The sequence below is a fragment of the Gammaproteobacteria bacterium genome, from assembly GCA_041395725.1.
Taxonomy (GTDB): domain Bacteria; phylum Pseudomonadota; class Gammaproteobacteria; order Pseudomonadales; family Pseudohongiellaceae; genus NORP240.
On the sequence record JAWKZW010000001.1, the window covers coordinates 3,292,501 to 3,315,209 of the forward strand.

A 22,709-nucleotide genomic window follows, 5' to 3' on the forward strand; every position below is an offset into this window, starting at 1 on the left:
AGTCGTTAACGATTGCTTATCCGTAGCAGTTGATCGCAGTTCTGGTAGTTGCTGTTTTACCGGTCAGGGGAGTCAAAAGGCCCTGTCTGATTAAGGCAGTAGAGAATCTGAGATTATATGGTCAAGCAATTAAGCGTACGTGGTGGATGCCTTGGCAGCTAGAGGCGATGAAGGACGTTGTAGACTGCGATAAGCTTCGGGGAGCCGTCAAACAGGCTTTGATCCGGAGATTTCCGAATGGGGAAACCCACCTGGTTTACCAGGTATCGTTAACTGAATACATAGGTTAACGAGGCGAACGCGGAGAACTGAAACATCTAAGTACCCGCAGGAAAAGAAATCAACCGAGATTCCCTGAGTAGTGGCGAGCGAAAGGGGATTAGCCCTTAAGTTACATAAGATTTAGCGGAACGCTCTGGAAAGTGCGGCGATAGAGGGTGATAGCCCCGTACGCGAAAGGTCTTTTGTAGTGAAATCGAGTAGGTCGGGACACGTGAAATCCTGACTGAATATGGGGGGACCATCCTCCAAGGCTAAATACTCCTAGCTGACCGATAGTGAACTAGTACCGTGAGGGAAAGGCGAAAAGAACCCCGGTGAGGGGAGTGAAATAGAACCTGAAACCGCGTACGTACAAGCAGTAGGAGCCTCTTTCGGGGGGTGACTGCGTACCTTTTGTATAATGGGTCAGCGAGTTATTGTCAGTAGCGAGGTTAACCATTTAGGGGAGCCGTAGGGAAACCGAGTCTTAATAGGGCGCTTTAGTTGCTGGTAATAGACCCGAAACCGGGCGATCTATCCATGGCCAGGTTGAAGGTGCCGTAACAGGCACTGGAGGACCGAACCCACGTATGTTGAAAAATGCGGGGATGAGCTGTGGATCGGAGTGAAAGGCTAATCAAGCCCGGAGATAGCTGGTTCTCCTCGAAAACTATTTAGGTAGTGCCTCGTGTTTGACTACTGGGGGTAAAGCACTGTGTCGGCTAGGGGGTCATCCCGACTTACCAACCCGATGCAAACTCTGAATACCAGTAAGTTTTATCACGGGAGACAGACGGCGGGTGCTAACGTCCGTCGTCGAGAGGGCAACAACCCAGACCGCCAGCTAAGGTCCCTAATATCAGTTAAGTGGGAAACGATGTGGGAAGGCTCAGACAGCTAGGAGGTTGGCTTAGAAGCAGCCACCCTTTAAAGAAAGCGTAATAGCTCACTAGTCGAGTCGGCCTGCGCGGAAGATATACCGGGGCTAAACTGATAACCGAAGCTGCGGATATGCGATCTATTTATAGGTTGTGTATGGTAGAGGAGCGTTCTGTAAGCCGTTGAAGGTGAATCGTAAGGTTTGCTGGAGGTATCAGAAGTGCGAATGCTGACATGAGTAACGACAAGGGGGGTGAAAAACCTCCCCGCCGGAAGATCAAGGTTTCCTGCCCAACGTTAATCGGGGCAGGGTGAGTCGGCCCCTAAGGCGAGGGAGAAATCCGTAGTCGATGGGAAATCGGTTAAAATTCCGATACCGGCTTTTACTGCGATGGAGTGACGGAGAAGGCTAGGCCAGCACGGCGTTGGTTGTCCGTGTTTAAGCGTGTAGGGGGAGCTCTTAGGTAAATCCGGGAGTTCGCTACCCTGAGACGTGATGACGATCCCTTAACGCGAGTTTCGGGAGAAGTGGTTGATGCCCTGCTTCCAGGAAAAACTTCTAAGCATCAGGTAAAAGCTGACCGTACTGTAAACCGACACAGGTGATCAGGTAGAGAATACCAAGGCGCTTGAGAGAACTTGGGTGAAGGAACTAGGCAAAATGGTACCGTAACTTCGGGAGAAGGTACGCTCCCTTTGGTGAAGTATTTACTACGTAAGCTGAGGGGAGTCGAAGTGACCAGGTGGCTGCAACTGTTTACTAAAAACATAGCACTCTGCAAACACGTAAGTGGAAGTATAGGGTGTGACGCCTGCCCGGTGCCGGAAGGTTAATTGATGGGGTTAGCTTCGGCGAAGCTCTTGATCGAAGCCCCGGTAAACGGCGGCCGTAACTATAACGGTCCTAAGGTAGCGAAATTCCTTGTCGGGTAAGTTCCGACCTGCACGAATGGCGTAATGATGGCCACGCTGTCTCCACCCAAGACTCAGTGAAATTGAAATCGCTGTTAAGATGCAGTGTACCCGCGGCTAGACGGAAAGACCCCGTGCACCTTTACTATAGCTTCACACTGGACTTTGACCTTATTTGTGTAGGATAGGTGGGAGACTTTGAAGCCAGGACGCCAGTTCTGGTGGAGTCACCCTTGAAATACCACCCTGGTAATGTTGAGGTTCTAACTCTGGTCCTGAAACGGGATCGAGGACAGTGTGTGGTGGGTAGTTTGACTGGGGCGGTCTCCTCCCAAAGAGTAACGGAGGAGCACGAAGGTACCCTAAGAGCGGTCGGAAATCGCTCGTTTAGTGTAATGGCATAAGGGTGCTTGACTGCGAGAGTGACAACTCGAGCAGGTGCGAAAGCAGGTCATAGTGATCCGGTGGTTCTGAATGGAAGGGCCATCGCTCAACGGATAAAAGGTACGCCGGGGATAACAGGCTGATACCGCCCAAGAGTTCACATCGACGGCGGTGTTTGGCACCTCGATGTCGGCTCATCACATCCTGGGGCTGAAGCCGGTCCCAAGGGTATGGCTGTTCGCCATTTAAAGTGGTACGCGAGCTGGGTTTAGAACGTCGTGAGACAGTTCGGTCCCTATCTGCCGTGGGCGTTGGAGATTTGAGAAGAGTTGCTCCTAGTACGAGAGGACCGGAGTGAACGAACCTCTGGTGTTCGGGTTGTTACGCCAGTAGCATTGCCCGGTAGCTATGTTCGGAAAGGATAACCGCTGAAAGCATCTAAGCGGGAAGCCTCCTTCAAGACGAGATCTCCCTTGGACGTAAGTCCACTGAAGTGCCGTTGAAGACTACGACGTTGATAGGCTGGGTGTGTAAGCGCTGTGAGGCGTTGAGCTAACCAGTACTAATTGCACGTGAGGCTTGACCATATAATCGCAGGTTTTTGGTGAAAGACTTACCAGGAACTGAGATTGTGTGAATAAGCAATCGTAAGACTTTGATGACAGGTCAGATTTGTATAACGCAAAGTACGACTGAGTACGAGTAAAAAGCTACAGCATACAGTCTTCATTCATTGAATTGTTGAGAACAACCGGTCGGAGGAATCTGGCCGGACAGCCCGGCTGCGCAATAACACATTGCAAAGCGGGGTTTACAGAATTGCCTGACGAACATAGCGAGTGTGAACCACCTGATCCCATCCCGAACTCAGAAGTGAAAGTGCTCAGCGCCGATGGTAGTGTGGGGTTTCCCCATGTGAGAGTAGGTCATTGTCAGGCATCTAATAACAAACCCCATCCGGCGTTGCCGGGTGGGGTTTTTTATTAGATGCGCAATGACGGCGTTGCGTTGCAACGCGTCATTGTGATTCGGATTCTGGCTAAGCCAGAATCCTCACCCTTCGGGCGGCTTCGCCGTCCTGAATGCTGCGCATTCAGTCAGGCATCTCATGAGTAGTGGGGATGGGCCCTTTTATCAGGGGCTGGTGGGGGCTGCTTATGTCGGTCTTTTGGGCTGACCTGGGCTGAGCAGAACGCTGACACGTTTTGTGATTCGTATTCCGCGAGGGCGCGAGATACACACTCTTCGGGCGGCTTCTCATGCGTAGTGGGGATGGGCCCTTTTATCAGGATCTGGTGGGTGCTGCCTGGTGCTATGCTCAATTAAAGGTTGCTTTAACGGTCTATTCCGGGGAGGCTGCCAGTTTTCGTCATCGGTCTGACACAATTTGTTGCAGAATTGTCTGGGAAAATCAGGAAGTTGCAGAACCATCTGCCGTAAATAATCGTAACAAGCCTTCGTACCGGCGAGACCGTACTGCCGAAGTGGGCTGTATTTGTTACATTCACACACTCCGAGTCGACTGCCAAAAGCCATGATCAAAAAACCTGACCAACACTTGAAATTAATGTGCTGTGCCGTTTCCGTGGCCGTTATGTTTACTGCGGGGCAGGGTGCTTCCGCTCAATCTCCAGACTCCAGCAATCGCAATTATCCCAATACGGCTGAGGGGGATGACATTGTCGTCAAAGGGGTGCCAGAGCGAGTACCTGGCGCTCAACTGCCCGATAAGTATCGTGGCGTCGATTCGGAGCTCGTCGAGCTGAGCTATACAGAAGCGGAATCCGAGCAGGCGGATGCTGAGCAAGCGGCAGCGGGTTCGGGTGATGAGCTCGGTGACCTGGCGTCGGATGCTGAAGCCGAAGATTCCACCGTGGTTTACGAGGCCTCCTACTTCGATTCCTACAATCCAATTAATGTGAACGACATGTTGTCCCGAATTCCCGGCCTGGATGTTGGCGGCGGGCGCCGCGGCGGCGGTGGCGGGCGCGGTCTGGGTACCGGCGGTAACCTGCTGATTGATGGCCAACGGATTGCCGGTAAGGGTAACTCTGCCAACGATCAGTTAAACCGCATCGCTGCCCAGGATGTGGAGCGCATCGAGATTATTCGCAATACCTCAGGCAGCCTGAACGTGCGCGGCGCCGGGCAGGTGGTCAATATCATCCTGCGGGAGGGTCGGTCGCGCTCGACTACCACCGCTGAGGTGCGTGCACGTCACAATCACGACGGCACCGTCGAAGGGGGAGGAAATCTCTCCCACAGCCGCCAGGTTGGTGACTTTCAGATGCTGATGAACCTGCAGGCCAGGCCAAACTATGAGAATCGCGCTACCTGGGAGGATCGCATTGTTCCAGGGGGGGAGGTGGTTACCACCTTGCGTGAGACGGATATCCGCGATCAGGACGACTACGAATTTTCTACCAATATGAGCTATATGAACGGTTCTCACCGGATCCAGTTCAATACCCTGCTTGGCGATCAAAGTCACCCACGGCCAGTACGGCGGGATTTTGTCGATTTTATCGATGGCGAGGCGGTCGGGCGCACCGAGACCGAAGAGCTGGACAACACGCAGACCAACTGGGAGATTGGCGGCGAGTACGAGTACTCGTTTGAAAACAACGCGCGGCTTCAGGTGCTGTTGCTGGCCAACGAAGAAGTCAGGGACAGTATCCGTGAACGTTTTGCTACGGCATCCGGCGACCCGCTGGGGGATCTGGACAAGGTGCTGTTTATCGACTCAAAGCGTACCACCCAGGAGCGCATTTTCCAGGGGAACTACAGCTTTTCACTGACCGACGCCCAGAGTCTTCGGGTTGGGATGGAGCGAGCCGATACACGCCTGGATTCAAGCCTGTTTCTGGGCAGCCGTTCCGGCTCTGAGCCACCCTCCGACCGCACTGGCGGTCTACCGCCACTTACCTCACAGTTCAATCCTGGAACCGAAGTACAGGAGATTCGCTATGAGGGTTTTGCGTTTCACAACTGGACCTTGAACGACAGCATGAGCCTGGAGAGCAGCCTGGTCTATGAGACTTCCGAGATCAGCCAGTCGGGCCAGTTCGAAAAAACCCGGGATTTTCAGTTCTGGCGGCCGTCGGTAGATTTCCGCTATAACATCACAGACAGCCTTCAGTTTCGGGCATCAGCCCAACGGACTATTTCGCAATTGAGCTTCGGCAATTTTGCCGCCACCCAAAATAACGATGACCGTGATCAAAACACCAACGCCGGTAATCCGGAGCTGGTACCGGAAAAACGTTGGCGTTATGAAACGGTGATGGAATATCGCCTGCCCGATGATGCCGGCGTGTTCAATGCCCGGCTGTTTTACGACGACATCGAGGATTACATCGGGCGTATCAACGCCACCGTGAATCCGGACACGCCCCTGTCCGCTAACGGCAACGTCGGCCCGGTCAAACGCTGGGGCATGTTTGCCAACGCCAGCAGCCGTCTGGTTTACTTTGGACTGCGGGACGCCATTGTTTCCGCCGACCTGGCGTTGTTCGATTCAGAAATTATCGACCCGTTTCTCGGCACAGAACAGCGGGTCAATGGGCGCGGCTTCAGCAGCGTCAACTTTCGCCACGATGTGACCGACCTGGGCCTGACCTATGGAGCGGAATACCGCTATCCTCTCATTGGCGGGCAGTACGATATCGATATCAACACCATCACCCGCAACGACGGTCAGCCGTCGCTTGACCTGTTTGTCTCGAAAGTATTTTTCGACGACTTTCTGGTGCGGCTGGATTCCGACAATACCCTGGACGATTCCAGCTGTCGTATCCGGCAGCGCTTCAACGGCACTACTATCGACGGTGATCTGCGTTGGACCGAAGACTCCTGCAGCACCCGATTCCGGCGCCTGACCCTGTCGGTGCAGACCACGTTCTGATCGATCTGACTCTCGATGGGTTAAAGTAACTCAGCCAGGAATTTGGCCACCAGACCGACTGCGATCGTAATTGCCAGGCTTAAAAAAGTTCCCATCAGCATATATTCAGCCCTGGCATGATCGTCAGTGTCCTTGAAACGATAGGCCGCTTTGAGAGCCAGGACGAAACCCACTGCTGTGTATTCGTCCAGCAAGATAAAAGTCAGCATAATTATCCGTTCCAGACGTCCAATCACCGTGCCTGCGTTTTCCAGCGATGAGCTGTCGGCATCACCCCTTTGTTCAATGGCTCTGATAAACGGGATCAGCTGCGCCTTGATAAAGTAGGAGGCCGGAAACAAGACGCAAAAGTAAGCCGGCCCGAATACCAGGACCATTTTAATTAGTTGGTAACCTCCAGCGTACTCAGTCATCGCCCTGCACTAAAAATTTGTTCATGTCCTGAACAAAGCGATCGATTAATGTGTATCTGGCCCGGTGCAGGGCCAAGGTAATAGTAGGGCGTTTTTTGCCAAGTTGCCTGGCAATGTCACTATGACTTTTTCTGTCCAGGAAGAAATAGTGCAGAACTTCCGCTTCGGTTGGTGTCAGCTGGTTTACGATGTCATCCACAAAGCCGGTTGCGACCCCGAGCGCAAGTCGCGTGTTTTCGTTGCTGCCATAAATACTGAAGTGGTCTTTGTCCATCTCGTCCAATAGACGGCCTGAATTGACGAATGCCGAGCTGTTCTGGTCTTCGAATGAAAGTTTTCCGTCGCCATCTCCGGTATCGAAGGCGAGAGCAACTCTTGCATCCCACCGATTGTTTTTATCAGGGCTCTGCGCGATCAGCCCTGTACGGATTATTACGGCAACTTCGAGCGCGTTGAACCTTTCGGCGTCCAGTACGGCCTGGAATCCGTCACCCCGATAAAGCATCGTTCTTGCCTGGTAATTCCGTTCCAGCAGTTCCATCAACTCCTCCAGTCTTGCACGAAAGCCATGGGCATCGCGGACTTTGGTGGAGTTAATAAGATCTCCCGTAATCACCGCAATTCGGGACATTATGCTGGCTCCTGATCTTTCTCTTAGCAAGGTCGGGATAAGTTGTAAGATAGAGTAGCCCATCGAGGCTATATTTCCAAATAGTAGTCTTTTTAAGCTACATATGCAAATAGTAGCCTCTAGAGGCAACAATACAGTCAGGCTACTCACCATGAGCAATCAGTAGCAATGGTGAGGAAGCGTAGTTCAGCCAATAATTGAATCAGTAACAAGCTGAACAAGTCTTAAGGGGGCGCGAAGAGTTGGCCTGGTGTATCCCTGCGAGGCCATGGCCAGCCACAGTCATCTGGCAGTCAGCCTTGCGCTGCTGCACAGTGCACAGCTCGAATCGCTCTGTCCTTGAGAATGCCACCCTGCCTCCGGTTTAATCCCTCTGAATCCAGACCAGGGATTACAAGGGCAATCACGAACAAGCGGCGCTGACATGGTTTTTCCCAAGCTATGTTACCGGTGACACTGACTTCAGGCCGCCTGAGCGCCTGGCAGATCGAAGGCGAATGTCGTACCGGCATTGAGCTTGCTGGACACGGTAATCCTGCTGCCGTGCAGGTCCAGAATTTTCTGTACGATGGCCAGGCCCAGACCGGCCGAATCGTCTGCCAGCTTGTGATTCTCCTCACTGCGGTAAAAGCGGTCAAAAACCCGATCCAGATCCTCCTCCGCAATGCCGCAGCCGGTATCGGCCACGGAAACTTCAACGCAGTCCGGGCGCGGATCGATGCGCACGGTGACCGAGCCGCCTTGGGGTGTATGGTGGATAGCATTGCGCAGCAGATTTTCCAGTACCCGCTGCACCAGGCTGATGTCCGCGCGAACGATGGAGTTTCCCGGTTCGCCTTCGATACGTAACGCTATCTGTTTGCGGTCAGCCTGCAGCACGAATTCCTGTGTGACGTCCTGCAGAAGTTCCGCCAGGCTGAATTGTTCCAGCTGGGGCGTGATGGCGGCGGCTTCCAGCTTGGACAGTTCAAACAGGTCACTGATCAGCTGCTCCAGCCGCTTGCTGTGCTTGCGGGTAATCTCCAGGTACTGGCGCCGTTCCGCGGCGTTCAGTTCCTCGTTCTTGATCAGCAAGGTTTCGATATAACCGTGCAGGGAGGAGAGGGGAGTACGGAGATCGTGGGAGACATTGCTGATCAGTTCCCGGCGCAGCCGGTCGGTTTCTTTCAGCGCGTCGATCTGCTGGCTGATCCTGGCGGCCATGTGACTGAATGCAGTATGCAATTGGGTGATTTCGTCGCCGTGGTTCAATAGCGCACCTGCGTTTGTCCCAACTGGTGCTTTATCCCCCGGCGCCATCTTGCCGATGAAGCCACTCTGCCGGTGCGGCGAGGCCTGGCTGGAACCATTGGAGGCATTCAAGAGGGTGTCGGCGAACGCCGGGTCAAAGTCCGATTCACTGAAGCGGCGCACCTGCCGGGTCAGGTTTACCAGTCGGCGGGTCAGCAGATTGAAAACCAGCAGGCCGACCAGAAAAGCAATGACAAGAATTGCCAGCAGGGCGCCCAGGCTTTGCTGCTGTACGTAGCTGCCACGTACCGAATCGACCAGAGCATCGTATTTCTGCCCGCCAAGCACCGCATACAGATAGCCCTGCAAAGTCTCGCCCTGCATCACCGGCCAGGCAGAAAACACTTTCTCCCGGTCACTGCGCGGGTCGGTGCCACGAAGGGGCAGGTGTGCCTCGCCCGCCAGCAGGCGACGCACCGGAGCGAGTTCGACAGCGTCAGTGCGCAGGTTAGCAGGTTCGCCATTGCCAAGAATCCGACCCTGGATATCCAACAGGTAGATCTCGACCGTCGGGTTTATCACCATGGCCTGCTCGGCCAGGTTCGCCAGAGCTTGTTGATTTGCCACACCATCTTCAATCAACTGGCTTTGCCCGGTGACGTACATGGCGATGGATTCGTTGAGTCGCTGAGTGATCTCTTCGTGGTAATTCCGGGTGCTGAGCAGATTAACGTAAAACAGGGCGCCACCGGCCACCATTACGATGGCGAGCAGGGCGAAGGAAAGGCGGGCGAACAGCGTATTCATGAGAGCGATTCCCCGCGGCTGGCCTGCTTGAGAGCCGGAGCGGGCCCAATGGCGGAAGCGGGGGTGGCAGCCGCCGCGGTGGTATTGACCGAACTCGACGCCGGGTCAGCCGTGCCTGCTGAAGCCGTGATTTCCCGCCCCGGCTCCAGTTTGTAGCCCACACCCCATACCGTGGTAATCAAGGCGGGCTTTGCTGGATCGGATTCAATCTTTGCGCGCAGCCGGTTGATGTGCGAGTTCACCGTGTGCTCGTAACCCTCGTAGCCATAGCCCCAGACACTGTCCAGCAACTGCACCCGGGAGAATACCTGGCCCGGGTGGCGGGCCAGGTGCAGCAGCAGATCGAATTCCCTGGCTGTCAAAGGGATGTCCTCGCCATGGAGGCTCACCTGGCGGCCCCCGGTGTCGATTTTGAGGGGGCCCACGGCAAGAGTTTCACCCGGGTCGCTGAAACGCTTCTGAAAGGACTCCACGCGCCTGAAGATAGCTTTGGCCCGGGCCAGCAGCTCGGCGACGCTGAAGGGTTTGGTGAGATAGTCGTCGGCACCCAGCTCCAGTCCCAGCACCCGGTCCAGCTCCGACGATTTGGCGGTCAGCATCAGAATTGGTACGTAAAGCTGCTCGTGGCGCAGCGCACGGCAGATGCTCAGCCCGTCGGGGCCGGGCAGGCGTAAATCCAGGATCACCAGATCCCAGGGCCGCGCAAAGGCCTGGCGCATGCCCTCATGGCCATCGGCGGCCAGTGTCACCTGGCAGTTGGCATCCCGCAGGTGTATTTCGATCAATCGCGCGATGTCCCATTCGTCCTCGATCACCAGCACCTGGTGTTGTTTGAGAGGAAATTCTCTGGCCTTGACAGGCTTTGTCAATGATTCATCTGCTGCTTTCAAAATACCATCTATCTCTTTGTTATTTATAATGATTAATTTTTCTTTACTGTCTTGGTCGGCCAACTGCCAGGCTGTAATACCCTATCTGTACGTTAGCACTCTTTCCTGATCGCGACTCTTTTGATTCTTCAATTTTTGCTTTTGTTTCCCCTTTCCTAACCACTAAGCACTTTTTCCCTTCCCTCATCGCACAGTTCACCATGTAAACATCCCTAAACGCTCACATCCATACGAACCCCGAACCCCGAATTCGGAACCCAGCCCCACTCAAGCTGCGACCCGACTGGGATTACTACTGTCCACCCCTGAACCGTAGACCAGATATTTCACGAAAGTATCACGGATAAACGGGAGGTCATGCCCTTTGCCCGTATTTTCATAGGCTTATCGGGAACCTTGAGATAAACGCTGGCCCGCCCCTGTGAACGGCCGGTGCCAGACTTTAGCAGGTGCGGCATGCAGCAGTTGAAGGAAGAAGGCTGAACGCAGAAGTCGGAAAGCTGAGGCAAGGGGGCAGAGTGCCGAAAGCAACTGCCGCCAGAGCCGTACCTCAACTTTAAACAGGAGACAGTGTATGAGCCCATTGAAATTGCTGATTGCGACCATTGCGCTGAGCTTGTCCGGGGCCACCCTGGCCCAGGGTAACTCTATTTGCGAGGCCACCGACGAGGTGACCACTACCAACCTGACTCGCGGGGTCTACTTTACGCCCCTGATCGTGGCCACTCATTCGTCGGATGTGGCGTTCTTTGAAGCAGGCCAGCCGCCCAGTCAGGCCCTGATTCGCTAACATTATGTTCTGTGATTCGCGCAGACAATTGCATGTCGCTAATCCTGCTGACTTATTTGTATTTTACTGCAGTACTAATGTCATATCGGGAATATGAGCGCATCGGCTAGGTAAGGCTGGCTGGACAAAACAACTCTGTGCCGCTACCTTTGCAGGCTTTTCAGCGCAGGCTTGGAATGACACGGATAGTAGCTGAGGCTTTGCTCGCGGATCGGATCAGCTGCTAATTAAATGTTTCCAAGCCCAAGGACCAAGCCATGATCAAAGCATTTAGAATCGAGTCAGGCCAGGGTGTCAGTAGGAAGTCCGGCCTGTACGCTTGGAGTTGGTTTTACCAGTCATTTTCATTGGCGACGGTGCATGACTAGCGTGCCGTCTTCAAACTGGCAGGTTGCGGATGCTGGTCTCCAACATATTGCCGGCATTCGCCAACTGTTTAAGTCGGTTTTCGGTCAGGAAATGTCCGATGCCCACTGGCAGTGGAAATACGGCGACGGGCGCGGTCTGGGCGTGGTGGTACTGCAGAATGACGAGGTAGTGGCATTTTTCGGTGGCACCGAGCGGCGGGTGCTGTTCAACGGTGAGCCACTGGTAGCCATGCAGTGTGGGGATTCCATGGTGGCCCCTTCGCATCGCGGCATCCTCACCCGTAAGGGGCCTTTTTACCTGTCTGTCACCGCCTTTCTGGGCCAGTACGTTGGTGAGGGTCTGCCTTATCTGCTTTCTTATGGTTTCCCCAATGCCCGGGCCATGCGTCTGGCGCAGCGGCTCGAACTCTATGACGACGTCGGCGCGATGCTGGAGGTCGACTGGCGGCCGGTTGCGGCTTCCGGGTTAGTGGCCCAGGCGTTTGATTTCGGGGATGCCGGTCACCGACATCTGGCCGATGAATTGTGGCGGCACATGGCCTCGGAGTTCCTGGACCGGGCCATCGGCATTCGCGATCTGGCTTATCTTAAGCAGCGCTTTTATGACAATCCGACGCTTGATTACAACTTCCACCTCGTCGCCATTCCGGCGGATGGCCCGGTTCAGACGCCGCATCGGCCTGACCCGGCTATCGATGCTGAGAACGTGCTGGGGTTACTGGTAACCCGCCGCACCGATGAAGGATTGTTGCTGGTTGACATGGTGGGGGCAACAGCCAACCTGGCCCAGTTAATTCATTACGCGCGCCAGCTGGCCAGTCAGATGGGCTGCCGGAAACTGTATGGCTGGCTGACCGAGCGAGACCTGCCACTCGTCGGCGCCACGGATCCGATCATTGAGAAGCCTCCGCTGCGGTTACCGCTGGGTGTCTACAGCCCCGGACTGAGTGCCGACGACGTGCGGGACAGGTGGTTTTTTCTGTGTGGCGACAGTGACTTTCTATGAGTTTACTGGGCACAAGAGTATATACAAGCAGGGTTCGACAACGGTTAGGTCTCGCGCTGGAGGTACCGCAAAAAAGTTATCACGCCAATATATCAGGGAAGCGGTAAAGCGGATAAGTATTACAGCCAGGCAGGATAGATAAGAGACGCAGGCATGGCAGGCAAGATAGAAAGGCAAGATAGGCCGGTGAGATAAACAGGCAAGCAAGATAGGCAGGTGAGATAAATAGGCAAGATAGAAAGGCAAGATAGACAGCCGAGATAAACCGGCGAGATAGATTGGCGAGATAGTCAGGCAAGTTTGGCGCTAGAGATAGACAAACGAAAATGAAAGAAGAGAGCGGCTGGATTGATTACCGGTACTCATAAGACACGGGTACCGGCAAATAGGCAGGTGCCGTGAAGTCCAACCCTATTCACAACACAACAGTCAGAGAACATGCAATGATTCTGGAAGAAAACCAACTGCTACCCTACACCCTTTCGCAGGTGCCACCTGGCCCCTGGCTGGTGTTCGCCCCGCACCCGGACGACGAGACGTTCGGTATGGGCGGGTCGCTGTTGCTGGCGAAGCAGCTGGGAATCCAGACTCATGTGGTCTTTGTTACCGACGGCGCGCTGGGTGGCGAGGGTGACCGGGAAGCCCTGGTGGTGAAGCGTATGGAAGAGGCCAGAGCTGCCACTTCGGTGTTGGAGGTGGATTCGATTCATTTTTTTGGCGAGCCGGATCGGGGCTTGAAGCTGTCCGAGGGGCTCCGGCAGCGAACCGTGGCACTGCTGGAGCGATTGCGCCCCGCCAGCGTGTTTTTCCCCTCGCCCATGGAATACCACCCTGATCACCGGGTAACCGCTGAGCTCGCCTGGCAGAGTGCTGGTTGTATCAGCGGGTTTCCGATCAGCTGCTATGGCTATGAAATCAGTACTCTGGCACCGATTAACACGCTGCTTGATGTCTCGGAGTTCGCAGGGAAAAAGTACCAGGTAGTTAAGATGTATGCCAGCCAGTTAACCCAGGCAAAGTACCTGGCTCTGGTTCAGGCTCTGGATACGGCGCGGACATTTTCATTGCCAATGGACCGCATCGCAGCCGAGGGTTTTTTTCATTTCAGTGATCGTTCGGCTACGCTACAGCAGCAGATAGCCCGTTGCCTGTCACCTTTTTTTGCAGGTGTTTCTGAAGGTGTTAGTGGAAGTGCTGGTGAAAGGGAAAGGGAAGGAGAAGAGGAAGGGTAAGCCTGATCGGGTTGGCCTGATGATTTAACAGGCAATTCGCGATTCAAGCTCAATGCTGGATGTATCAGAAAATAAAAAAGCGCCGGATTTCTCCGGCGCTTTTTTTACTTCCAGTAAGTTGCAGAAACTTACTCATTGAGCGGTTTGCCCGGTATCAGAAGGTGTAGTTGACCCGTGCGTAGATCACCCGTCCCAGCGGATCCTGCAGGGAGGCGACCACACCGGCGATCATGCCAGTCTTCTGTGGCATACGATCGAACACGTTGCGGGCACCCACGGAGAGGTTAAACTCGCCGCCCAGAGCCTCGAGGCCCTGGTAGCTATAGAACATGTCCATCTGGGTCCATTCACGGATCACGTCTGTGGAGCGCCAGGTGCTGCCAGGCAGGAACTGCTGGAAGCTGAACTCGTTAGCATCGAACACCAGTTCGTCTACATAGCGGGTAGTAGCGCTTACGCTGTGGTTGCCAAGAGTCCAGTTGACGCGCAGATTGGCACGAATTTTTGGAATCGGCGGTACAGCACCGTAATCGTTGTTCTGGTTGCCTACCGCTTCACGTTCTGGCGAATCTTCCTGCAGCTGGAAGGAGTAGGTATCCGTATAGGTGGCCTGCAGCAACAGATTGATATCGCCCCAGCCACTCAGACCTACATCGTCCAGTGAGAAGCCGTAGCTCAGCGAGGTATCGAATGCTCTGACCAGCATGCTGGAGGCGTTACTGTCTGACTGCAGCAATCGAATCGGCTCCAGGGCGTCGTTTCGAATGATACGGGGGTCAGACAGGCCGCTCGCTAACCATGAGCGCAATTGGCCTTCTGTGGGCTCGGGCTGCGCATCGGTGGCGACAAATCCGGACCAGGCCACGAAATTCCTGAAGTCGCTGCGAGCGATATCCTGGGTGGTGGTGCTCACGATTCGATCCGTAAAATCAGTTTCACTCCAGGTTAGAGACCACACGAGGTCATCAAACAGAGTCAGGTCAAAGCCAACCGAGGTGCTGTCTGAGGTCTCTGAGAAAAGGCCCGGGTTACCGGTGGCGCAGGAAGTGATGAAACCCTGAGCCGTGGTAAACGGATCGTCGAAGTTACTCAGGCCACACTGCTCCGGCCGGTTAAGCTGCTGCAGGGTAGGCACGATAAACGCTTCGCCCATGGTGGCGCGGAGGTTGAGCCAGTCGGTTGGTGTATAAGTGAGGCCGTACTTGTCGATTACCTTTCCCTGGCCGGAGCTGAAGCTTTCGTCCCGCACTGAGGCTGACAGCTGCAGGTTATCCAGGATAGGGAAGCTGAATTCCGCAAACCAGGAGTCACTGGAGCGGGTCTGATTCCCGGGCACTTCCTGGTTACCGATCAACTGATCGTTCAGGATATCACCCAGAGGGGGTACGTCATCGTTCTCCTCTTCACGGCGCTGGTAACCAACCGCCATGTTGATCGGGCCCCCTGGCAGTTCGAACTCGATTGGTATTTCCCCATTGAGAATGATATCGAAAGTCTGCAGGTAGTCGGTGTTGTTTTCCCGGTAGAGGGTATAGACCGAATCAGCGACCTGTTGGGAATTACGGAAGCGTGGATCCACCGCGGCAAACGGGTTGAAACAGGATTCCACATCAGTGATCACATCACAATTTAACCCCTGTTCCACGGCGCCGAAACTGAAGTCCTGTTGGGCGATGTCTTTTTGTTGCGTCTGGCTGTAGGTGTAAAACGCGGTGCCTTCCCAGCCCTCAATGAAGGGCACGGTAAAATCAGCACCAAAGGAGCCGCGGACGGTTCGCTTGTCATCCAGCTCCATATTGAGGCCGCTATTGTTCTGCATCCGTTGCGGCAGTGTGTTGGGGATACCCCCCTTGCCGAACGGCAGCCAGGAAGTCATGCGTACGTCTTCGGCAAACGGTACGCCACCGAAAGGATCGCTGTCGATAGAGGCGAAGCGGTTATCCGCCAATACGACCTGTCCGCTGCTGTCGCGAAACGGGAGTGGGCGGCCGTAGCCGTCCAGCACGATGTTGCCACCGGAATCGCGGAGTGGCTGGGCGAACAGCGGAGTACCGTCAGCGGATACGGCCCGGAAGGTGTTTCCTGGCAGCTCGCCACGTACAGTGGGCAGATCACCTTCCCTGAAACCCGGGTTACCGGGATTCTCCCGGCCACGCACCACCTGACGGTTCCACATGACCTGGGCATTAAAGGACAGGTCGTCGCTGTATTCCCAATTCATGTTGGCATAGAGGTTGGAGGTGTCCATTTCCTCCATGAAGTCCCGGGTGTCGCCGAAGCTCAGCCAGCAACGTCCGAGGGCATTAGTTCCCCACGCGGAGCCATTTACTTCTGCCTGGTTATCACTTTCATCGATTCCGCAGTTAGGATCTGGCCTGAACGCTGTCGAGCCAGTGAGGTCACCGTTGGCATCCCGAGTAGGAACGACAAAGTTGCCAGGATTCGATCCGCTGTTATGGGTCAGGCCCGCGGCCACGTAATCGGGACGCTCGTGCCACTTCAAATTGCCGCCATCCTGGAAGGAACCGGCGACTACCAGGTCTACAGAATCAAAGCTGGCGCCACCAAGGAACGATGTTTCTACCTTGCGGAAATCTCCCCGGTCATCGCCTTCCTCGTAGACTTCTATTTTGAAGCCGTCATAGGACTTGTAGGGCACGATATTGACCACGCCAGCCACCGCATCGGTACCGTAGATGGTGGCCGCGCCATCAGTCACGATATCCATGCGCTGAATTGCCATGGTGGGTAACAACTGTTGCACATTTGTCTCGACGACGCGCTTGCCATCTACGAGAGTCAGTGTTGCCCGGGAACCCAGACCGCGCAGGTTGAAATTGGCGATCTGATTGGTGCTGCCCTGGATAGAGTTGGCGACGCCGGTGCCATTGTTAAAAGTCAGGTTCTGCACCACCTGGGCCATGTTGATGGTGCCTTCGGCCTGGATGTCTTCCGCGGTAAATGTTGTCACCGGCGAAGCCGCATCGAATCCTTCTGTGCGTCGAATATAGGAGCCGGTGACGACCACCTCTTCAACCTCATTGCCCTGTTGAGCTGCGGCAGTCTCCACGCCAGTAGCCAGAGCCAGTGAAATTGCAGCTGTCAGTAGGTTCAGTTTTATGGGGCGTGCGTGCGAATGCTTAATGCCATGAGGTGACATATTCGGTATCTCCCTTTGTTGTTACGCGTATCTTATTGTTTATATTTCTAATTATTCGAGCAGCTATTGGGGGAAGTGGTGCTTTTATGGGTGCCCACACTACTCAGGCGTTATTAAATCACAATTCAGGGTTGATTGCTAGGGGAAATAGCCCGGGTGATTCATAGTTTGAATTTTGAATTCAAGGAGTTGTTACCATTTACCACAAGGTATTATTCGGCGAGGTGAAGTTAATAGGTTGTGGGATCTGGACATCGGACTAGGGCCTCTCTAGGCTGGCCGCATAAGAAAGGGGGCAAGGCTCATGAATTGGGAAGCGCTAGGTGCCATTGCCGAGATCGTCGGGGTTATTGGCGTATTGATTTCGTTGTTTTATCTGGCTCTGCAGATTCGCCAGAACACCCACCAGCTCTCAGCCAGCCTTGAGCCACATCGACTTTCCGCTTTCGAGCGAATTATCGAGTCAGGCAACCCGATTCGTGAGCTGTTTATTTTGAATCCTGAAATTGTCGAATTATACGACACAGGTAACAGAGCCTATGGGGCAATGCAGGGCCTTATCGCATCCGTTACGAAATGCTGGTCAGAAACATATTTTCTGCCATTCAAGGTGCATTTATCCGGCAGCTATCAGTGTCTCATAACCCGGCAGGGACAGAGGGCACCTCTAAACTTGTTGACGAGATACTCCATCATGAAGGGGTTCGGCTGTTTTTAGCCCGCTATGAACCAGACTGGCGCCCCGAGTTTATCGAGTTCGTACGACAGCGACAGAAAATCTAGGGGAGTCTATCGCGACAGGGAGCAACCCGGCCCCTGATATTAAAGTGCCGGGTTGCCTGTCTGAATTCCTATCGCCACTCGCTGGCAGGTTCGTCTGGATCCGAACGCAGGAAGCGGATCAGGTCGGAGTGAAACTGATCCGGGATCTCGATCTGTGGTGCGTGTCCGATACCGGGATAGAGAAGGATTGCCGAGTTTTGTAGCTCGCTGGCCACGTGTCGGGCGTGCTTGGGAAAGTCTTCTATCAGGCCATCTTCCTCGCCGGCCAGAACCAGGGCCTTACTGGTAATGTGCTGCCAGTCATAGACGACCGGATCATCATAAAGCATGGCTCCCTGCAGGCGTCTTACCATGGCCAGACGCTGCCATTCGCTGCTCATGGTTTGACCATACTGCCGGCGGACGAACTCCAGGTGCGCGGGAGGCCATTCATCCGGGAAGTAGCGACGGTGACCGGCCAGAATCGAACGGTAGCTGGCCGGGGATACCGGCGTCGCAAATGGATCACTCCAGGGGCGACTTTGACGCTGGTCTTCCAGGCCGATCTGATTGACCAACACCACGTGAGTGGTGATGTCCGGATACAGCATGGCAAAACGACTGACCACCATGCCGCCCATCGAATGGCCAACAATGGCGACTTCTTCGATGCCGAGCTCGTCCAGAAGAGACTTCATGTTGGCAGCGACAAAATTGAAGTTGTAGGGAATAACCGGCTTGGAGGACTTTCCGTAACCGATCCGGTCAACCGCGATCACTCTGAATCCCGCTGCGGACAGGGTTTTCAGGGTGGGTGTGTACGCCTCTGAATAAAAATTCATGCCATGTTGCCAGAACACTGTCTGTCCATTGGCAGGGCCCGTGGGCGGTACATCCATGTAGGCCAGTTGCATGTCTTCACCGAAACGATTCAGGCCAAGAAAATGCACCGGGTACGGGTAGGGGATTTCCTCGAAGTTAGCGGACACCGGACCCCAGTGTGCCGGAGGCTCGTTCGGTGGCTCCGCTGGCCAGGATTCCTGAGCTAATGTCGGCAATGAAAAAAGCAGGGATAACAGTATTGTCAGTATCTGTGAAATTCTTGTGAGTGGTCTATTTATTGTGATCATTAATGGATTCCGGACAATTTGTTCATGTGATCGCCATGTACTGGCTAACCTGATTATACAACGACAAATCTTTGCAGGTTACGGATTAACATTCTTTCATCCCGCAAATTGAGGGATTAGTGGATAGTTCCGCGGGAAATTTGCTCATTATTCCTCGAATAGAGCCTAACCCGAGTGCTACAGGCAGTCGCGGTGAACAGGTAAGCGAATTGCAGCGTGGGATTTACGCTCCTTAAAATACTGCGGCAAGGTATCGATGCATCCAGGACCCGTACCAACTAATCAGCGTTTTAGAGGGGGCATCAACGCTCCTGATGCGTCGCAAGACCATCGCTGGGAGCAGTATTGGGTTCTGGCATTGCGCAACTTGAAAAAAGCCAATGGGAATTCCTGAGAAATCAGTCAGTTGGTTAGCTTATCCAGGCATTCAGGAGCCTGCCTGGCCAGTGCGGAGAATGTCCGGGATTCTTGTTTCACGGCATGCCTTCACTGGCTATGGGGCGGTTGAAAGCGCCGATTGAACCGGGGTGTCAACCAGTTGGAAACCTTGGTGCTCTCGCTACGAACAGAAAAAATGGTATATATTCTTTTAAAAACAACCAGTTCGAGCTTTTGCTCGGCAACGAGAAGGGATTGTAGTGATTATCGAGTAGGCGTGGAAGCGGTGAACAATCCTAAGTGCTGAGCCGTTACTGGAGCAAAAACCTCCACAAAAATCAATAAAAGCCGAGCGGCAGTTCGATCATCAGGTTCAGGGGGATCCAGTTGCGCGACAGGCCTTCAAAGGGGAGTACACATAGATGAGGAGACATCCACAACTTGCTAAAAAGCTCGCGTTGCTTTATTCACTCAGGCTGAACCCGGCAATAAAAACTCACTCAGACCTTGCCGAATTGCTGGGTATCTCGCGTCAGGCTGTCGGGAAATGGGCCAGAGGCACGGAAACAAGTCAGGGTGATTCTATTCCCCTGTCCCAAGTCGCCGATGTGTCAGCAATATTTGGTATCAACGAGCACTGGTTCACGCTGGAATTCCCTGAGTTTGAGGCAAAACTGTACGAGAAGCTGGAGACGGAAAGCCGCCTGGATCTCAAGAAACCAGAAAGAATATCGGTTTCTCTTATGCCCAATACGCCAGCCAAAATATTTGGGCGCAAAACCGAGCTTAAAGCACTTGGCGCTGAGTGGGAGCAAAGAAAAACGAATATCGTGCAACTGGTTGCGTTCGGTGGCATGGGAAAGAGTTCACTGATCAATGCGTGGCTGTCACTACTGGACCAGAAGGGCTATTGCGGCGCGCGAAGAGTATATGCCTGGTCCTTTTACTGGCAGGCAGCCAGATCGGAAGTCAGATCATCAGGTGACTACTTCATCGAACATGCCCTGGGGTGGTTTGGTGACTCATCGCCTGCCGAAGGTACTCCCTGGGAAAAAGCTTCGAGGTTGGCAAACCTGATAAGGTCCAAACGTACACTCTTGCTGTTGGATGGGCTTGAACCGATGCAATACCCGCCAGGCCCAAAGCATGGTCTGATTGAGAATCCAGCCGTATCCCTGTTGCTGAAGGAACTCGCAACAGAAAACAATGGACTTTGTGTGATCACATCAAGGTTACCTGTTGCCGATCTGGTTTCATTTGAGGGCAGCAGGGTCAAAACTACAGAACTGGAGCCTCTCTCGGACAAGTCAAGCATAAAAATGCTTAAGGCAATCGGGTTGCAAGGATCATACGATGAGTATTCCCAGGCCGCTGAGGAATACTCTGGACATCCGCTGAGTCTTTCTCTGCTGGGAGGCTATCTCAACGTAGTCTATAGAGGCAGAATGGGGGACTTCAGGAAAATTCGTTCTTTACTGGACGAGCAGGAGATGGGCGTTCATGCAAGAAACCTGATGAGAAATTATCTGGACTGGTTTCAAGGAACGCCTGAGCGAGCGCTTCTATTTGCAATAGGTCTTTTTGATCGAGCAGTCAGCATCCAGGACATAGAGCACATTTCGAGACAGAATCCCGGGGTTGATGGTATGACCGCGGAATTGTCGAAATTGACTGATCTGCAATTCAGCTACGCGATCGACCGACTTCGACAGGCAAACCTGATCACCGCTAAGGAGAAGGACTCCACCACAGTGCTCGACTGTCACCCCTTAGTAAGGGACTTTCTATCAGAGTTTCTTAAGTCTGAGTTTCCTTCAGTCTGGCAAAAGGGCAATGCGTTGATTTTTGACTACTTAAAAATGCAGGCCAAGGAAAATCCGTCCACGATTGCTGATCTTGAGCCACTTTTCCGGGCCGTCATTCATGGTACGCAGGCAGGGCTCTATGAATCGGCATTCGAGCTTTACTTTGACAAAATTAAAAAGCGGCAGTTCTCTATGTTTACCGAAGGATCCCATCATGAAGATCAGGCGTGTATAAGGAGTTTTTTTAATGTTGAGTGGAACGAGCCAGTATCAGAATTGCATGAAGACGCGAAGTTCTATTTGCTATCTTGTGCAGCGACTAATTTAATATATCTAGGGGAGATTAATAAAGCGGTTGGCCCGTGTTTTAGAAGTATTGAGTGGTTCAAAAAGCGGGAATTTTGGCTGGATGCTCTGAACATCGCGGCACCCCTCGTGTCAATGCTAATGATTTCTGGAGATCTTAGAAAAGCTCTGGATCTTATAGATGAATTAGAACCGGTAGTTTTAAAATCGAGAAATCAGGTAGTTGAGGCAATGGCACATTCATTCAAAGCCCACGCTCTTCATCTTTGTGGTGAGGACCAACAAGCAGGGGAGCTGTTTGAAAAATCGGATGCAATTCTGACAATGGAGGATCCCGGCTCAAAGGTCACCTTTCCAACAATTAGCTCTTATTATTGTAAGTACCTGCTAGAAACCGGGCAGCCTGAAAAAGCTTTAGATAGATCACTCAAAACATTTAGCTGGCGTAGCAAGGGAGGGTGGCAGGTAGCTATTGATACTACGTCTCTATTGGCCAGTGACATGCAAATTTTGGGGCTTGCGTCTCTTGCTTTGGGCGATCATGCCAATGGAAAACTGTATCTGGACAAGCAGGTTGATTTGTTGAAAGAGGCAGATGAGTGGCTCTACTTACCCTCCGGCCTAAACGCAAGGGCCAATTTCTATCTGGCTGTTGGTGACTGCAATGCTGCCGGAGACGATCTGGAAGATGCCCTGGAAATCTCGAAGAGAACTGGCGCCAGGTTTGGTGAGTGGGAAACTTACCTTAATCTCATGAATCTGTACGTACAAAAGCAGGAATTTTCTAAAGCCAGAAAAGCCTCAGAGGAACTGGACAAGATAACAGGAATGTCACTCTACACGTTTCGTGACGATGAGATAAAAACCTTACGTTCAGAGATAAATTTGGCGCATGAATCGAGTTCTTCGCATTCAGGTGAAAAAGAGAAGGCTGCGAGCGAATCGGTCTGATTTAATACTCATTGGCGTGAAGTCACCGAGTGTATTTCGATTGGTATAGATTTCTCCCGGCTTCCAACCATGAGAGCGATCAGCGTGTCGCCCCAGGTGTACTTTTCTTGCATTAATTGATTAATTCTGTCGCTTTTTTCTATCCGCGGGACGGCGAAGTAGGTGTGAGTCTGACCATTTCTGGTCATCTGAAAGCTTTCGCTGTTCTGCAGCCGGGTAAACCAACCCGATCCGTCACTTCCAACTCGTAAATATTGGAAACCTTCGTCGTCGACAACCCATAGTCTGGTGGTCACAAGTTCATTGTTCATATCGAGGGTGTGTAGCTCGACTACTTCTACTCGTTCGGATGCTAATTTCTCGGCACCAACAAACAATATCGCGAAGGTTAGAAGCAGGCCTATTGCCCAGCCGAGGTATTTCATAGTGTCATTCCCCCTAGAAATCCTGTAAATCATTCGAGAAAGGTTTAAAGTTAAATATTTAGGGTTAAACTATATGTGTTGCTGT

General features: G+C 53.2%; 13 protein-coding genes and 2 rRNA genes. 8 read left to right on the forward strand and 7 right to left on the reverse strand.

What is annotated here, in order from left to right:
• Nucleotides 1-119: 119 nt before the first annotated feature.
• The 3 genes from R3F50_14505 to R3F50_14515 all read left to right on the forward strand — a co-directional run bounded on the left by R3F50_14505 (nt 120) and on the right by R3F50_14515 (nt 6,340).
• Nucleotides 120-3,023 (forward strand): 23S ribosomal RNA (locus tag R3F50_14505).
• A 235-nt stretch (nt 3,024-3,258) separates the two neighbouring features.
• Nucleotides 3,259-3,374: ribosomal RNA gene (rrf, locus tag R3F50_14510) — 5S ribosomal RNA — on the forward strand.
• 596 nt (nt 3,375-3,970) lie between these two features.
• Nucleotides 3,971-6,340, forward strand: a complete 2,370-nt coding sequence (locus R3F50_14515; protein MEZ5491512.1) for a TonB-dependent receptor — start codon at nt 3,971-3,973, stop codon at nt 6,338-6,340.
• Between the two features lie 20 nt (nt 6,341-6,360).
• On the opposite strand, the gene R3F50_14520 is transcribed toward R3F50_14515, so the two are convergent.
• The 4 genes from R3F50_14520 to R3F50_14535 all read right to left on the reverse strand — a co-directional run bounded on the left by R3F50_14520 (nt 6,361) and on the right by R3F50_14535 (nt 10,290).
• Nucleotides 6,361-6,717: a hypothetical protein gene (locus tag R3F50_14520; GenBank protein MEZ5491513.1), complete on the reverse strand. Its 357-nt coding sequence runs from the start codon at nt 6,715-6,717 to the stop codon at nt 6,361-6,363.
• A gap of 28 nt (nt 6,718-6,745) precedes the next feature.
• Nucleotides 6,746-7,384 (reverse strand): sigma-70 region 4 domain-containing protein, encoded by a 639-nt coding sequence (locus R3F50_14525; GenBank protein ID MEZ5491514.1) that lies wholly within the window; start codon nt 7,382-7,384, stop codon nt 6,746-6,748.
• A gap of 462 nt (nt 7,385-7,846) precedes the next feature.
• A complete protein-coding gene (locus R3F50_14530) occupies nt 7,847-9,421 on the reverse strand; it encodes an ATP-binding protein (protein MEZ5491515.1) in 1,575 nt (524 codons plus the stop codon).
• Complete coding sequence (locus R3F50_14535) at nt 9,418-10,290, reverse strand: response regulator transcription factor (protein MEZ5491516.1); 873 nt, start codon at nt 10,288-10,290, stop codon at nt 9,418-9,420. Before R3F50_14535 ends, R3F50_14530 begins: the two co-directional genes overlap by 4 nt.
• 595 nt (nt 10,291-10,885) lie before the next feature.
• On the opposite strand from R3F50_14535, the gene R3F50_14540 reads away from it, so the two are divergent.
• The 3 genes from R3F50_14540 to R3F50_14550 all read left to right on the forward strand — a co-directional run bounded on the left by R3F50_14540 (nt 10,886) and on the right by R3F50_14550 (nt 13,707).
• A complete protein-coding gene (locus R3F50_14540) occupies nt 10,886-11,101 on the forward strand; it encodes a hypothetical protein (protein ID MEZ5491517.1) in 216 nt (71 codons plus the stop codon).
• 360 nt (nt 11,102-11,461) lie between these two features.
• Nucleotides 11,462-12,475, forward strand: coding sequence for a GNAT family N-acetyltransferase (locus tag R3F50_14545; GenBank protein ID MEZ5491518.1), 1,014 nt, complete (start codon nt 11,462-11,464; stop codon nt 12,473-12,475).
• 398 nt (nt 12,476-12,873) lie between these two features.
• A complete protein-coding gene (locus tag R3F50_14550) occupies nt 12,874-13,707 on the forward strand; it encodes a PIG-L family deacetylase (GenBank protein MEZ5491519.1) in 834 nt (277 codons plus the stop codon).
• A 154-nt stretch (nt 13,708-13,861) separates the two neighbouring features.
• Here the strand turns inward: R3F50_14550 and R3F50_14555 are convergent, their stop codons facing one another.
• Nucleotides 13,862-16,867: a TonB-dependent receptor gene (locus tag R3F50_14555; protein ID MEZ5491520.1), complete on the reverse strand. Its 3,006-nt coding sequence runs from the start codon at nt 16,865-16,867 to the stop codon at nt 13,862-13,864.
• A gap of 304 nt (nt 16,868-17,171) precedes the next feature.
• Here R3F50_14555 and R3F50_14560 point away from each other — a divergent pair, with 304 nt between their 5' ends.
• Nucleotides 17,172-17,585 carry a hypothetical protein gene (locus tag R3F50_14560; GenBank protein MEZ5491521.1) on the forward strand — a complete coding sequence of 138 codons (414 nt, stop codon included), beginning with the start codon at nt 17,172-17,174 and terminating at the stop codon, nt 17,583-17,585.
• 133 nt (nt 17,586-17,718) lie between these two features.
• On the opposite strand, the gene R3F50_14565 is transcribed toward R3F50_14560, so the two are convergent.
• On the reverse strand, nt 17,719-18,759 hold the full coding sequence (locus tag R3F50_14565; protein ID MEZ5491522.1) for an alpha/beta hydrolase: 1,041 nt from the start codon (nt 18,757-18,759) through the stop codon (nt 17,719-17,721).
• Nucleotides 18,760-19,559: 800 nt separating this feature from the next.
• Here R3F50_14565 and R3F50_14570 point away from each other — a divergent pair.
• Nucleotides 19,560-22,199 carry a hypothetical protein gene (locus R3F50_14570; protein ID MEZ5491523.1) on the forward strand — a complete coding sequence of 880 codons (2,640 nt, stop codon included), beginning with the start codon at nt 19,560-19,562 and terminating at the stop codon, nt 22,197-22,199.
• Nucleotides 22,200-22,207: 8 nt separating this feature from the next.
• Here R3F50_14570 and R3F50_14575 read toward each other — a convergent pair whose 3' ends face one another.
• Entirely contained in the window at nt 22,208-22,624 is a 417-nt protein-coding gene (locus tag R3F50_14575) for a hypothetical protein (GenBank protein MEZ5491524.1), read from the reverse strand.
• Nucleotides 22,625-22,709: the final 85 nt, after the last annotated feature.